Source organism: Actinoplanes utahensis (assembly GCF_016862455.1).
GTDB lineage: Bacteria > Actinomycetota > Actinomycetes > Mycobacteriales > Micromonosporaceae > Actinoplanes > Actinoplanes utahensis.
Window position 1 is genome coordinate 12,684 of sequence record NZ_BOMZ01000052.1, and the last position, 13,383, is coordinate 26,066.

14 protein-coding genes are annotated in these 13,383 nt (G+C 70.9%); 6 read left to right on the plus strand and 8 right to left on the minus strand.

What is annotated here, in order from left to right; translation table 11 throughout:
- Positions 1-39 precede the first annotated feature (39 nt).
- The gene (locus tag Aut01nite_RS43635) at positions 40-696 is read left to right on the plus strand and encodes a prepilin peptidase (protein WP_236643157.1); all 657 of its coding nucleotides are present in this window, start codon (positions 40-42) and stop codon (positions 694-696) included.
- On the opposite strand, the gene Aut01nite_RS20125 is transcribed toward Aut01nite_RS43635, so the two are convergent.
- The 6 genes from Aut01nite_RS20125 to Aut01nite_RS20150 form a co-directional block, all read right to left on the minus strand.
- Positions 683-3,805: a UvrD-helicase domain-containing protein gene (locus tag Aut01nite_RS20125; RefSeq protein WP_236643158.1), complete on the minus strand. Its 3,123-nt coding sequence runs from the start codon at positions 3,803-3,805 to the stop codon at positions 683-685. The two genes, Aut01nite_RS43635 and Aut01nite_RS20125, sit on opposite strands and share 14 nt — an antisense overlap.
- A gap of 74 nt (positions 3,806-3,879) precedes the next feature.
- A complete protein-coding gene (locus Aut01nite_RS20130) occupies positions 3,880-5,226 on the minus strand; it encodes a metallophosphoesterase (RefSeq protein ID WP_043532844.1) in 1,347 nt (448 codons plus the stop codon).
- Positions 5,227-5,348: 122 nt separating this feature from the next.
- Positions 5,349-5,897 carry a DUF6939 family protein gene (locus Aut01nite_RS20135; protein WP_043532845.1) on the minus strand — a complete coding sequence of 183 codons (549 nt, stop codon included), beginning with the start codon at positions 5,895-5,897 and terminating at the stop codon, positions 5,349-5,351.
- Positions 5,898-6,258: 361 nt separating this feature from the next.
- Positions 6,259-6,498 carry a MoaD/ThiS family protein gene (locus Aut01nite_RS20140; protein ID WP_043532846.1) on the minus strand — a complete coding sequence of 80 codons (240 nt, stop codon included), beginning with the start codon at positions 6,496-6,498 and terminating at the stop codon, positions 6,259-6,261.
- Between the two features lie 5 nt (positions 6,499-6,503).
- A complete protein-coding gene (moaA, locus tag Aut01nite_RS20145) occupies positions 6,504-7,523 on the minus strand; it encodes a GTP 3',8-cyclase MoaA (protein ID WP_043532847.1) in 1,020 nt (339 codons plus the stop codon).
- Positions 7,524-7,537: 14 nt separating this feature from the next.
- The gene (locus tag Aut01nite_RS20150; protein ID WP_043532848.1) at positions 7,538-8,413 is read right to left on the minus strand and encodes a fructosamine kinase family protein; all 876 of its coding nucleotides are present in this window, start codon (positions 8,411-8,413) and stop codon (positions 7,538-7,540) included.
- 56 nt (positions 8,414-8,469) lie between these two features.
- Here Aut01nite_RS20150 and Aut01nite_RS20155 point away from each other — a divergent pair, with 56 nt between their 5' ends.
- Positions 8,470-8,973 (plus strand): GNAT family N-acetyltransferase, encoded by a 504-nt coding sequence (locus Aut01nite_RS20155; RefSeq protein ID WP_043532849.1) that lies wholly within the window; start codon positions 8,470-8,472, stop codon positions 8,971-8,973.
- Positions 8,974-9,063: 90 nt separating this feature from the next.
- Positions 9,064-10,047 carry a DUF4192 domain-containing protein gene (locus Aut01nite_RS20160; protein WP_043532850.1) on the plus strand — a complete coding sequence of 328 codons (984 nt, stop codon included), beginning with the start codon at positions 9,064-9,066 and terminating at the stop codon, positions 10,045-10,047.
- Here the strand turns inward: Aut01nite_RS20160 and fdhD are convergent.
- Positions 10,002-10,844, minus strand: coding sequence for a formate dehydrogenase accessory sulfurtransferase FdhD (gene fdhD / locus Aut01nite_RS20165; RefSeq protein ID WP_043532851.1), 843 nt, complete (start codon positions 10,842-10,844; stop codon positions 10,002-10,004). The two genes, Aut01nite_RS20160 and fdhD, sit on opposite strands and share 46 nt — an antisense overlap.
- A 70-nt stretch (positions 10,845-10,914) precedes the next feature.
- Between fdhD and Aut01nite_RS20170 the strand changes: the two genes are divergently transcribed.
- The 3 genes from Aut01nite_RS20170 (at position 10,915) to Aut01nite_RS20180 (ending at position 12,895) form a co-directional block, all read left to right on the plus strand.
- On the plus strand, positions 10,915-11,514 hold the full coding sequence (locus tag Aut01nite_RS20170) for an NTP transferase domain-containing protein (RefSeq protein WP_236643159.1): 600 nt from the start codon (positions 10,915-10,917) through the stop codon (positions 11,512-11,514).
- Positions 11,511-11,750: a DUF6457 domain-containing protein gene (locus Aut01nite_RS20175; RefSeq protein WP_043532853.1), complete on the plus strand. Its 240-nt coding sequence runs from the start codon at positions 11,511-11,513 to the stop codon at positions 11,748-11,750. Before Aut01nite_RS20170 ends, Aut01nite_RS20175 begins: the two co-directional genes overlap by 4 nt.
- A 62-nt stretch (positions 11,751-11,812) precedes the next feature.
- Positions 11,813-12,895 carry a T3SS (YopN, CesT) and YbjN peptide-binding chaperone 1 gene (locus Aut01nite_RS20180; protein ID WP_043532854.1) on the plus strand — a complete coding sequence of 361 codons (1,083 nt, stop codon included), beginning with the start codon at positions 11,813-11,815 and terminating at the stop codon, positions 12,893-12,895.
- On the opposite strand, the gene Aut01nite_RS20185 is transcribed toward Aut01nite_RS20180, so the two are convergent.
- Positions 12,892-13,350 (minus strand): Lrp/AsnC family transcriptional regulator, encoded by a 459-nt coding sequence (locus Aut01nite_RS20185; RefSeq protein ID WP_043532855.1) that lies wholly within the window; start codon positions 13,348-13,350, stop codon positions 12,892-12,894. The two genes, Aut01nite_RS20180 and Aut01nite_RS20185, sit on opposite strands and share 4 nt — an antisense overlap.
- Between the last annotated feature and the right edge of the window lie 33 nt (positions 13,351-13,383).

Sequence of the window (13,383 nt, forward strand, 5' to 3'; positions counted from 1 at the left end):
CCTTTCACGTTCGTGTCGTCACAGTTAGTGATCTTGGCCATGGCTTTCGGTGCCGCGGCGGGATCTTTCCTGCCCCGGATCGCGTACCGCCTGACCGTCCCTTTCGGAGCTCCGCCCCGGACATCGTGCGCCGACTGCGACCGGACGTTCCCCGCCGGAGCAGCCGGCTGGGTCCACAGCGGACCGTCCTGCTGTGGCGGCGGCCATGCCCCCGCCGTCGTGCTCGCGCTGATCGCCGGAGCGCTGGCGGCGCTGCTCGGCCCGGTGCCGGAACTGCCCGTCCACCTGCTGGCGGCACTGCCCGGGCTCCTGCTCGCGATGATCGACCTGGGTTGCCTGCGCCTGCCGGACCGGCTGGTCGGCGCGCTCGCCCTGACCGGCGGAATCCCGCTCGCGCTGCTCGCGCCGGATCGGATCCTCCCGGCGCTGGCCGCGGGTGCGGTGGTCGGCGGCATCTATCTGGTGATCGCGATGCTGCCCCGGCGAGGGCTCGGCCTCGGCGACGTGAAACTGGGCGCGGCACTGGCGTTCCTGCTCGGGTTCGCGGGCTGGCCGGCGGTGGCCGTCGGTTTCGGCACCGCCCATCTGCTCAACGGCGCGATCGCCGCCTGGTTGCTGGTGACCCGGCGGGCACGGCCGATCCCGTTCGGGCCGGCCCTGCTCGCCGGGTTCCTCGCCGGCGTCACAGCAGTCTGAGCTGACGGTCCCTCGGCCGGGACCGGGCAGCCTCGCCCAGCTTCTCGAAAAGTCCGGAATCGATCACGTCGAGGAATGGCGTCGGATGCTGCTCCCGCTCGCTGCCGTGCCGCGTCCGCTTCGCCGAGTGACTGACGTAGAGCCGATCCTGGGCGCGGGTCAGCCCGACGAAGAACAGCCGCCGCTCCTCGGCGACCTCCTCCTCCGAGGGTGTCGAACCCGGCCAGCGCAGCGGCAACAGCCCGTCCTCACAGCCGACCAGGAAGACCACCGGGAACTCCAGGCCCTTCGCGGCGTGCAGGGTGAGCAGGTTGACCGCCTCGGCCCGCGGATCCAGCGCGTCCACCTCGGCGCCGGTCGCCAGTTGCTGCAGGAACAGCGGGAGGTCGTCACCGACCCGGTCGGCCAGCGGCATCAGCAGCTCCGAGGCGGTCCAGATGTCCTCGGGAGCGGGCTGGCCACCGTCCAGTGTGGGCGCGGCGAACCGCTGAGCGAGCACCTGGCCGGCCGCCTTCACCCGGGTCGCCAGCGTGCCACCCGACCCGCCCGCGTGCCGTAGTTCCCGGGCGATCTCCTGGACGCCGGGCCGGTCCCGCAGCCGGTTGTGCGAGCGCTTCTGCACCGGCACGCCGGCGCGTGACAGCGCTTCGACGATCGGCCCGGACTGGGCGTCGGTGCGGTACAACACGGCGATGTCGGAGAACGAGAGGTTGCCGACGGCGGCGGCGCGGGAGTCCACCCGGCCCGAGTCGAGCGAGCGGTGCGAGAGGCCGCCGACGAGCTCGTCGATCGTACGAACCACGAAATCGGCCTCGTCGGACACGCTGCGCGCCGAGTACCGCCCCACCAGCGCGGCCTCCGGATCGAGCCGGGCCGGATCCAGTCGGCGCCCGCTGACCAGCGTCGACGGGGCGATCGCCTGGACCGCGGCGGCCAGGATCGGCGCCGACGACCGGTAGTTACGGGTCAGCCGGACCAGCCGGGCATCCACGAAGTCGGCGTTGAACCGCAGGAAGTACTGTACGTCGGCGCCACGGAACGAGTAGATCGCCTGGTCCGGGTCGCCGATCGCGCACAGGTTGCCGTCCGCCGGGCTGAGCAGCCGCAGCAGTTCGTACTGCAACTCGTCGACGTCCTGGTACTCGTCCACGAAGATCCACTGCCAGCGCCGACGGTACTTCTCGACCAGCGCCTGATCCTCGCGCAACAGTGCCACCGGCACGCTGATCAGGTCGTCCAGGTCGACGAGGTCCTGCTGGCGGAGCAGTTTCCGGTATGCCGCGTCGTCCTCACCAGCCTGCTCCCGGGCCTGAGCCTGCTCGTGCTCGTCGGCGATCCGCCAGCCCGAACCGAGCCCGGCCGCCTTCGCGTTCTCCTTCAGCACGGTCAGGCCGAGGGAGTGGAACGTGCCCACGGTGATGTCCTCGGCCACGTCCCCGAGCAGTGCCTCCAGCCGCTCCTTCAACTCGGCCGCGGCCCGCCGGGTGAACGTGATCGCCAGGCAGCGTTCCGGGAAGACCCCCAGCTCGGCACAGAGGTACGCGATCCGGTGGGTCAGCGTTCGGGTCTTGCCGGTACCCGGGCCGGCGACGATCAGCAGCGGCCCGCCCGGCGCCGAGGCGGCCACCCGCTGCATCGCGTCGAGCCGGTCCAGCAGCCCGGTGCCGACCTCCTCCATCCCGGCGAGCATCGGCTCGAACGGCTCGTGCGGGCTCGGTGGCGGAGCCAGCGGCGGCGGGGCCGGCTTCTCCTTCGCCGGTTTGGACTTGGCGCTCTTCGGCGCGGGCGCCGCCGTCCTGGCACGTGCCGGCGCGGGCTCGGCCGGGAAGTCGAAGAGCGTCTCCATCTGCGGAGCACTGTTGCGGTTGCGCAGCTCACCCGGCTCGAACAGGGTGATCACGCCGTACTCGCCGTCGTAGCCGGGAACCCGCCGCACGTCGCCGCGCCGCAGACGGGTGATCGCCTCGCGCAACTCCTCGCCGCCCGCCTTGCCGATCTCGTCGACCGGCACCTTGCGCAGGATGTCCAGCTCCGGGCCGAGCGTGGCGACCAGGTGGTTGAGCTGGGACTCGACCGTCTTCGACTTCGGGCCGACTCCGTGGATCTCGCCGACGATCTCGTGCAGCTGGATCAGGTGCTCGACGTGGTCGTCCTTCTGGAAGCCGAGCGGACGGTCGGCCAGATCCTCGACGCGGCTCAGCACGCCGACGGTCAGCGGGCGGCCGCATTCCGGGCAGCGGCCGTTGGCGGCGCGCGTGGCGGCGGGCTCCCAGTTGACACCGCAGGCGCGGTGGCCGTCGGCGTGGTACTTGCCCTCCTCGGGGAAGAACTCGAGGGTCCCGGCCAGGCCGAGGCCGTCCTTCACCGCGAAGTAGTCAGGCGTGCCGGTGAACAGGGTCGCCTCCCGGGCCAGAGCGGCCGGGGAGTGCGCGTCCGAGTTCGAGACCAGGCGGTACCGGTCGAGGCTGGAGACCCGCCAGTTCATCTCCGGGTCGGAGGAGAGACCAGTCTCCACCGCGGTGATGTGGTCGGCCAGGTCGGCATAGCAGTCGGCGATGGCGTCGAAGCCGGACTTGGAACCCAGGGCGGAGAACCACGGCGTCCAGATGTGCGCCGGGACCAGGTAGCCGCCGGCCTCCAGGGTGATCTCCAGAAGGTTCCGCGAGTCCAGGCCGAGGATCGGGCGGCCGTCCGCGGTCAGGTTGCCGATCCGGGACAGCGCCGTGTTGATCTTCGCGACCGACTCGAAGTCGGGCGCGTACAACAGGTGGTGGACCTTCCGGGTCTTGTCGTCCCGCTTGTAGATCGTGGAGATCTCCACGCTCAGCATGAACCGGGCCGGCGTGCTGCCGCGCAGCGAACCCGGCAGCCGCTTCGTCACCGGCTTCTCGTCAGCGAGCCGGAACAGGCCGGGCTCGGCAGGCTCCAGGCTCTCCTTGAGATGCTCGAACCAGGCCGGGTGAGTGAAGTCACCGGTGCCGAGCAGGGCGATGCCCTTACGCCGAGCCCACCAGGCCAGGTTGGGCAGAGTCAGATCACGGCTGCAGGCCCGCGAGTAGCGGGAGTGAATGTGCAGGTCCGCGACATATGTATCCGTGCTGACCTTCACCTGAGGCATCCTGTCACGGCCGTCGGTCTCGCCAAGCATCGCCACGCTCAAACACACTTACCGATCTTGATGGGTTACGCCACACGCAATTCGATGACCGTGACCTGCGGGGGCGCGCCCACCCGCACCGGTGGACCCCAATATCCCGCGCCGTTGGTCACATACACCGGCACGCCGTCCACCTCCCCGAAGCCGGAGACTACCGGCTGCTGCAACTTCACGAGCATGTTGAACGGGGCCATCTGACCGCCGTGGGTGTGCCCGGACACCTGGAGATCCACCCCGTAGGGCGCCGCCTCCTTCGCCGCCACCGGCTGATGCGCCATCAGCACCACCGGACGGCTGGTGTCCCGATCGCCCAGCGCGCGGGCGAAATCGGGGGCGTCCCCCTGCTCCTCGCCGGTGAGGTCGTTCACCCCGGCCAGGTCCAGGCCGTCGATCGCCACGCGCTCGTTGCGCAGCGGCCGCAACCCCAACCGGTCCACCTCCCGGATCCACTCCTCCGCCCCGGAGTAGTACTCATGGTTCCCGGTCACGAAGAACGCGCCATGCCGCGATTGGATACCGCCCAGCGGTGCGGCGAACCGGCCCAGCTCGGCGACACTCCCGTCGACCAGGTCGCCGACGACGCAGACCAGATCCGCGTTCACCGAGTTGATCACCTGGACGATCCGCTCCGCGTGGCTCACCCCGGTCAGCGGCCCGATGTGAATGTCCGAGACCACCGCGATCCGGGTCCCGTCCATCGCCCGCGGCAGCTTCGCCATCGGCATCGCGAACCGATCGATCCGCGGTGCACCGGTCGCGGTCCGGACGCCGTACCCGGTGATGCCCGCGGCCGTCAGCCCGGCGAAGATCGCCGTGCCCCGGGCCAGCAGCAGCCGCCGCTCGATCCCCTGCTTCTCCGCCGCCGCATCCCCGACACCGGCATCCGCATCCCCGACACCCACACCGGCATCCTCATTCCCGTCGGCGCCGGAATCCGGTGCGGCGGTCACGGAAGTCGCGACCGCGTCCGCGGGAGTCGCCGTGCCGGTGATGGGATCCGTGGCGCCGCGTGGGGAGACCGGCGTGGCGGCCGCGGTGGTCGCGCCGGTCCGGCTCACCCCTTTCCCGGGGGTACGCCCACCGCTTGCCCACGACCGCAGCATGAGAAACCGTGGAATCTCCAGCACGGCCAGGGTGACGAGCAGGTAGAACATCACGGCGATCCACAGATAGCCGGGCCACGCGAGCCACTTGAAATGTCCGGCGCGAACCCCGATCAAGGTCACCGGCGCCAGCACGCAGAGCAGCACCGCGAGGACCGTCCCGACCCGGCGCCCGACCCCCGGCCGCAGCGGATCCCGAACCAGCCGCTTCCACAAATAGAAGTGGATCAAACCGATGGTCACCAGGACCACCGCGAAGAACCCGAACAACCCAACCCTCCCCCGTCGGCCGACTCGTGGCCGCCCTCACCCTCAGCTTGCCCGACCCAGTGTCCCCGACTCACCGGAGCCCCTGTGCGGATCGAGCAGCGAGCCGGCCCGGCGATGCCCGCTCATGACGGCCACGTCCCGGTCAGGTGGCGGGCCAGCAGGGCGGCGTGGGACAACGGGCTCGACGTGTCCGCCGGGTCGCCGTTGGTCGTGTAGTCGAGCAGGACGAGCCCGTCACCGGCCATCCCGCGCAGACGCTCGACGAGGTCGGGAACACGATGCTCGAGAACCCAGCGATAGGTCGGTAGATAGATCTGCCGCCGGGCGGCCGGATAGTCCAGCAGCTCCGGCCCGTGCAGACCGGCGCGGTGCCCACGGACCGCCCCGAATCGGCGAACCGTCCGCTTGAGGCCCGTCATGGTGGTCACCGTCAGTTTCGACGGATCCACGTCGGTGCTCTCGAACACCTTCAGCGCCTGCCAGACGCCCTCCACCGACGCGGCGGTGACCTCGGAGGTGAACGGCACCGGGATCCCACCGTGCGGATAGAACGGGCTCAACCGCACCCAGGGCTCCGGCGCACGCGAGGTCACATCGATGATGGTGGCGCCCGGATGCGCGGCACGGACCGACTCCGGCTTGCGACGCCGGCTCGCGACATGAACGGCCATGCCCACCCCCTCAGCTTCGCGGCACATGCTGCCCGAGGGGTACGACAAAAACCGCGGCCACACCAACGATCACCGACCGGATCCGACAACAGGAGACCTGCCGTGACGATCCCTCCGGCCTGCAGCGCCCAAGCCGCTGATCGGGTCAGCGTGGACCCGGCGAGGTGCTCCAGGCGACCGTCGGGGCGCGTCAAGCCGCCTACCCGAAGGACGATGGTTCCGGCGGCACACCATCAGGCCCGCCGGAATCATCGAGGATCTGACCTTGGGCCTGGTGCGCCCCGCCCGGAGAACCCGCATGAGGGGCTATCTGTACGGCGCTCCAGCCAACTTGCCCGACCCGCCGAAGCCCGGTAGCGGATCAGCCGCCGGCAAAGGGCGGCAGCACGTCGACCGTCGTCCCGTCCGGCAGCGCTGCGCGGCGATCGTGGCAGGCCAGACTGTCGACCAGGAAGCTGGCCGATTTCAGCACCAGAGCGAGCCGCTCCCCGTGCCGATCGGCGAGCAGCCGGATCAGCTCGTCCACGGTCCCCGCGTCCACCGTCTCGCTGGAGGTGCCGGCGGCTGCCCGGGCCCCGGCGAAGAACCGCACGGTGAGCATCGGCCTCAGCCTCCGATCGCGGACATGGGACGGACCGGCTGAAGGAAGGCGGGGTCGTCGATGCCGTGTCCGGCCCGTTTGCCCCGCATGGCGACCTGCCATGCCTCGCCGATCTCGGCATCGGTCGCACCCCGGCGCAGCAGGCCGCGCAGGTCGCTCTCCTCGGTCGCGAAGAGGCAGTTGCGGACCTGGCCGTCGGCGGTGAGCCGGGTCCGGTCGCAGTCCCCACAGAACGGCCTGGTCACGCTGGCGATGACGCCGACCCGGGCCGGGTCGCCGGCCGCGTCGACGTGACCCGGCACCAGCCAGGTCTCGGCCGGCGCTGTTCCACGTGAAACATCATCGGGCCGCAGATCGAACGGCGCGAGTGCGGCCAGGATCTCCTCTGCGGTGACCATCTCGTGCCGGTCCCACTGATGCTGGGCATCGAGGGGCATCTGCTCGATGAACCGCAACTGGTAGCCGTGCTCGAGAGCGAACCGCAGCAGAGCCGGCGCCTCGTCGTCGTTGACCCCGCGCATCAGCACGGTATTGATCTTCACCGGGGTGAGTCCGGCGTCAGCGGCGGCGCGCAGGCCGGCGAGCACGTCGGCGTGCCGGTCCCGCAGGGTGAGCTCGTGGAATCGGGCGGGGTCGAGGGTGTCGAGAGAGACGTTCACCCGATCGAGGCCGGCATCCCGCAGGGCCACGGCGGTCCGGTCGAGGCCGATGCCGTTCGTCGTCACCGAGAGCCTGGGGCGCGGGTCGAGCCGGGCCGCGTCCGTGATGATGTCGACCAGGCCGCGCCGGATCAGCGGCTCCCCGCCGGTGAATCGCACCTCGGTCACGCCGAGTTGCTCCACCGCGATCCGGACGAGTCGTTTGACCTCGTCGTCGGTGAGTTGCTGCGGTTGCGGCATCCATGCCAGGCCCTCGGCGGGCATGCAGTAGGTGCAGCGCAGGTTGCACCGATCCGTCAGCGAGACACGGAGATCGGTGGCGACGCGACCGAAACGGTCGACCAGCACGTTGTGCACGGATCGAATCTAGCCGTTTTCCGTTACAACCGCCGCAACGAGTCGGCGGCGTTCCGTACCGCGTTCCGGTATCCGCTGCCGAAAGCGGCGGTGTGCACCAGCAGCAGGTGCAGCTGGTGCAGCGGGATCCGGTCACGCCAGCCGTCGGCCAGCGGCCATGTCTCGCGGTAGGCGGCCAGGATCGTGTCCAGATGCGGAACCCCGCCGAACAGGGCGAGCGTGGCCAGGTCGGTCTCCCGATGGCCGCCGTGCGCCGCCGGGTCGACGAGCCAGGCCCGGTCGTCGGCCGCCCAGAGCAGATTCCCGGGCCACAGGTCGCCGTGGATGCGTGCGGGCGGTTCGCTGTCCCCGTACCGATCGATGGTGTTGAGGATCTCCTCGACCACCGCGATGTCGGAAGCCGCCAGCGCACCGCGATCGGCGGAGATCTTGAGGTACGGCGCCAGCCGTCGCTCCGCGAACCAGGCCGCCCAGTCGTCCCCCGGCGTGTTGTCCAGTGGGAGTGGCCCGATATAGCCGGGCCGCGCGGCTCCGAAGGAGGCAGCGCCACATCGGTGCAGCGCGGCGAGTTCATGACCGAACCGTTCGGCGGCAGCCGGCGAGGGCGGCCCCGGTTCGACCCATTCCATGGCGAGCAGGTCGGGAAGGGCGACGAGAACCTCCGGCACGGGTACGCTCCCCGCCTCCCGAAGCCAGGTCAGCCCGGCGGCTTCCGTCTCGAACATGCCCGCCGGCGCCGGCCCGGATGGCCACGTCTTGGCGAACAGCGACGACCCGTCGTCCAGGGTCAACCGGCTGGCCGAGCAGACGCCGCTGCTCACCGGCGTCTCCCGGATCCGTTGGTGGGTGAGAAATGTCGGTAGGTGCTGCGGGTGCGCGCGCAGGTACGCAAGGTCCACCCGCTTATCTTCCGCTTCCCGTGACGTACGTCTCCATTTGGAGGCAAGATGGCGACATGACCCCTGTCATCGTGCGCTCGTACCGCCCGAGTGACCACTCCGCGGGCCGCCGACTGTGGGCGGAGCTCACCCGGCAGCACAACGAGATGTACGGCGAGCACAGGGACGACGGCGGCGCCGGTTTCGAGGAGTACCTGACCCGTCTGGACCTCACCGGCCTCTGGGTCGCCGACCACGCCGACGACGGGGTGATCGGGATGGTCGGGCTGATCATGCGAGGCCGCGCCGGCGAGGTGGACCCGGTCGTCGTGACGATCACGCATCGGCACAAGGGGATCGGCCGACAGCTGCTGAAGCACGTCGCTGACGAGGCGAAACGCCGGAGCATGAGCTCGCTGACGATCTCGCCGGAGTCCCGCAACATCGAGGCGATCCGCAGTCTGCACGCGGCCGGGTACGACGTGGTCACGTCGATCGAGCTGACCATGGACCTGGACCGGCACACCCACGCCCGGCACCGTGAGGGTCTGCAGTTGCACGAGTTGCCGTTCCGCTCCTAGCAGCACTTTCCCGCCGTCGCGCTGTGGACGGCATGGCGTGTCGTCCACAGGGCCGCCAACGGATCTTCGGACTCGGCCACGCTGCCCGGCATGAGATCCGACTGCTCGCTCCCCCTCGGTACGCCCGCCGAGTTCCTCGCGGCCCTGCCGTACCTGCTGGGTTATCACCCGCACGACGCTGTCGCGCTGATCGGCCTGCGCGGGCACGACCTGGAGTTCGGCGCCTGCTTCGACCTGCCGCCGCCGGGATTGGGCGCCGAGGTGCTCCGGGCCGGAGCCGCGGAGATCGCCGTGACGATCGCCCGCCAGGAACCGCAGGCGGTGGTGATCGTCGGTTACGGCCCGCCGCAGCGGATCACCCCGATGACCATGCACCTGGTCGAGGCTCTGCGCGTCGTCGAGGTGCGCGTCTCCGACGCGATCCGGGTCTCGGACGGGCGCTGGTGGTCGTACCTGTGCAGCGAACCGCGCTGCTGTCCGCCCGACGGCGGGCTCTGCCTGCCGCCGGACAGTGTGATCGCGGCCCGGGCGACCTATCTGGGCCATGTGGCGCTGCCCAGCCGGGCGGACCTGGTCACCCAGGTCGCGGCGGTGGAGGGGCAGGCCCGGCAGGCGATGGTGGCGGCCACCGAACGGGCCCGCGGCAGGTTCGCCGGCCTGCTGACGGACGAGCGGGCCGGCCGGCGGATCAAGCAGGCCGGCCGCCTCGCCGTCCGCGAGGTCGAGAAGCGCTATCGCGCCGGCGCCGCGCTGACCGACGACGACGTCGCCTGGATCGGCGTGCTGCTGGTGGACCGGGCCACCGAGGACTACGCGCTCGACAGGTGCGGCGCCGACGACTGGCGTATCTCGCTCTGGACCGACGTGTTACGCCGGGTCGAGCCGGTCTACGTCCCGGCCCCGGCCTGCCTGCTCGGATTCACCGCCTGGCGGGCCGGTCTGGGCGCGCTGGCCCGGGTCGCGGTGAACCGGGCGCTCCTCGCCGAACCCGGCCACCAACTCGCCCGCATGCTCGACGAATTGCTCGATCACGGGATCTCGCCGGGCACGGTGACACGGTGGGCCCCGGAGTAGACGTTCATGGTGGGCTCGCGGAGGAAGCCGACAAGCGTCATCCCGGCCTCCTCCGCCAGTTCCACGGCGAGAGTGCTGGGCGCGGAGACGGCCGCCAGCAACGGCAACCCGGCCATCCAGGCTTTCTGGGTGAGCTCGAAACTGGCCCGGCCGGACACCATCAGCACATGCCCGGCCAGCGGCAGACGGCCCTCCCGCAGCGCCCACCCGAGCACCTTGTCGACGGCGTTGTGCCGGCCCACGTCCTCGCGCAGCACCAGCAGCTCGCCGGCGGCGGTGAAGAGACCGGCGGCGTGCAGGCCGCCGGTCCGGTCGAAGGCACGCTGGGCGGCCCGCAGCTTCTCCGGAAGCCCGGCCAGGGTGCGGGCCGAGATCTCCAGGGGGTCGGCGGCGACGTCGTGGGGCGATCGAGTGCGTACCGCGTCGATGCTGGCCTTGCCGCAGACCCCGCACGAGCTGGTGGTGTAGAAGTTGCGGCTCGGATCGGTGACCGGCGGCGGCACGCTCGGATCGAGCACCACGTCCACCACGTTGTACGTGTTCGGCGTGTCCGTCCCCGCACACAGCTGGGCCGTCGTCACGTCCTCGGCCCGGTGGATCACGCCCTCGCTGAGCAGGAACCCCATGGCGAGATCGATGTCGTCGCCCGGGGTGCGCATGGTGACCGCGAGCGGTTTCCTCCGCACCCGGATCTCCAGCGGCTCCTCGGCCGCCACATGGTCCTGGCGGCGCCGGGTCCGCGGTGGCGCGCTGACATCGATCGTGACGACCGACCGACGGGTCGTGCTCCTACCCATGGCCGTCCCCTTATGGCGTCGAACCGAGCGCGTGGTCACGTCCGGCACGCGCTCGGGATACGGTACTCACGTGGGGGGATTCGCGGCAGTGGTCTTGGCCGGTGGTGCGGCACGGCGGATGGGCGGTGCCGACAAGCCGACTCTGACGGTGGCCGGCCAGTCGATGCTGACCAGGGTGCTGGCGGCGGTGCACGACGCCGACCCGCGCGTCGTGGTCGGGCGGATACCGGCCGACTTCCCGGTTCCGGTGCACGTCACGCGCGAGGAGCCGGCGGGAGGCGGCCCGGTCGCGGCCGCCGCGGCGGGGCTCGCCCTGGTGCCGGAGAAGGTGACCTACACGGCGTTGCTCGCGGCCGACCTGCCGTTGCTCACCGGCGAGGCGATCGACGTGCTGCGGCTCACCCTGGAGTCGGCGCCGATGGACGGGGCGCTCTACCGGGACAGCGACGGCCACCTGCAACTGCTCTGCGGTGTGTGGCGGACGTCGGGGCTGCGGACGGCGCTGACCCGGCTCGCCGAAGCGCGCGGCGGGCTGCACGGCGCGCCGGTGCGTGAGCTGCTGCAACTCTCGCGGGTGGCGGAGGTGTCGTGGCGTCGCCCGGGACCGCCGCCGTGGTTCGACTGCGACACCGACGACGACCTGCGCACCGCGGAGGAGTGGGCCCAATGAGCGAACTCGACGACTGGGTGGCGGAGGTGGTCGCTGAGCTGGGCCTCGGTGACGTCCAGGTGCCGGCCAAGGAGGTGCTCGACGTGGCGCGGGATGTGGCACACAACGTGCTGCGGCCCGGGGCGCCCGTCTCGGCGTACCTTCTCGGGCTCGCCGTCGCCGCGGGCGCCGATCCGGCCGACGCGGCGGCGAGGATAAGCGCCCTGGCGGTCGGCCGGGCCAAGCCCGCCGAATGAAACCCACCGGTCCACGCTGGACCCGGCTCGCTCGATAGGGTGACGGGGACGGAGGTGCGATCATGACGGCAGAAGCCGCTGGCGAGGCGTACGAAGGCGGACTCCTCGACGAGCCGACCACGGCCGACCTACGGGCCAAGGTCACCCAGGCGTGGCGCGAGTTCGCCGCGGCGCTGGCCGGCCTGCTGCCGACCCTGCAACCGGGCTCCCACATCGACCTCACGCTGGACCCGACGGCCTCGGGCACCGGCACGGCGGTCTACTCGGTGAGTCTCCGGGTGCTGCCGGAGGGCGTCGTCGAGGCGCTCGCGGTCGGTAACGCGGCCCTGCCGCAGGAGTTCCGGATGGATCGGGCGGCGGTCGCCGACCTGGTCGCTCTGGGCTGGTCGCCGCCGGGTGTGCTGGCCGGCTCGGGCGACTCGTTCGGTCTGCGGTCCGCGCAGGACAACGCCGCGCAGCTCGCCACGATCATCACCCGGACGCTGCGGGACGTCCACGGCGCTCCGCACCCCGCCTTCCTGGTCTACCTGGTGCACGACGAGGAGGACGAGCCGATCGAGGCGAGTCCGCTCGGCACCGCCCGGCACGAGCCGAGCATCGAGTCCAGCCTGAGCCTGGACGACCTGGACGACGACGAGGCCCTGCACGCGGCGCTCGCCGGGGTCGCCGACGACGTGGTGCCGCTGGACGAGCGGGTTCGTACGGTCGTCGCCACCATGTCCAAGACCACCGTCGACCAGTTGCAGGTCGACGCCGACGGTGACATCGGCATCCGGGCCGGTTCGGCGATGGTGTTCGTCCGGGTCCGGGACAACCCGCCCCTGGTCGACGTCTTCTCCCCGATCCTGACCGAGGTCGAGCCGAGCGAGCAGCTCTATGTGAAGCTCTCCGAGCTGACCAACCGGATGCCGATCGGCCGCCTCTACTGCGCGCAGGACACGGTCTGGGCGTCGATCCCGGTCTTCGGCCGCAATTTCCAGGCCATCCACCTGATGCTGGCGGTGCAGGTGATGACCGGGCTGGCCGACGAGCTGGACGACCGGCTGCACGGCGAGTTCGGCGGCAAACGATTCTTCGGTGAGGGCGACAAGCCGACCACCCCGAAGTCGGGCGACGACAGCCACCGCCCGGGGATGTACCTCTAGGAGCTCAGCGGGATCGCGGTCGGTGCCTCCACCAGCCGCGACAGCACGACCATGCTGCGGGTGGACGTCACGAACGGCTCCGCCCGCAGCCTTTCCAGCGCCTGTTCCAGGTGGCCGATGTCGGCGGCCCGCAGGTGCACGAGCGCGTCCGCCTGCCCGGAGACGGTGTAGGCCCCGATCACCTCGGGATGCCGCCGGGTCGCCACGGTGATCTGGGCCGGGGTGGTCCGCCCGGTGCAGAACAGCTCGACGAACGCCTCGGTCGTCCAGCCCACGGCGGACGGCTCGATGACGGCGGTGAATCCCTTGATCACGCCGGTGGAGCGCAGCCGATCGACGCGCCGCTTCACCGCGGGGGCCGAGAGCGACACCTTGGCGCCGATCTCGGCGTACGAGGCGCGGGCATCAGCGACCAGCAACGCAATGATTCGCTGGTCGACGGCGTCCATCTGCAACGATCCGCCTCCAGAGAGCAAGATTTCGAGCTG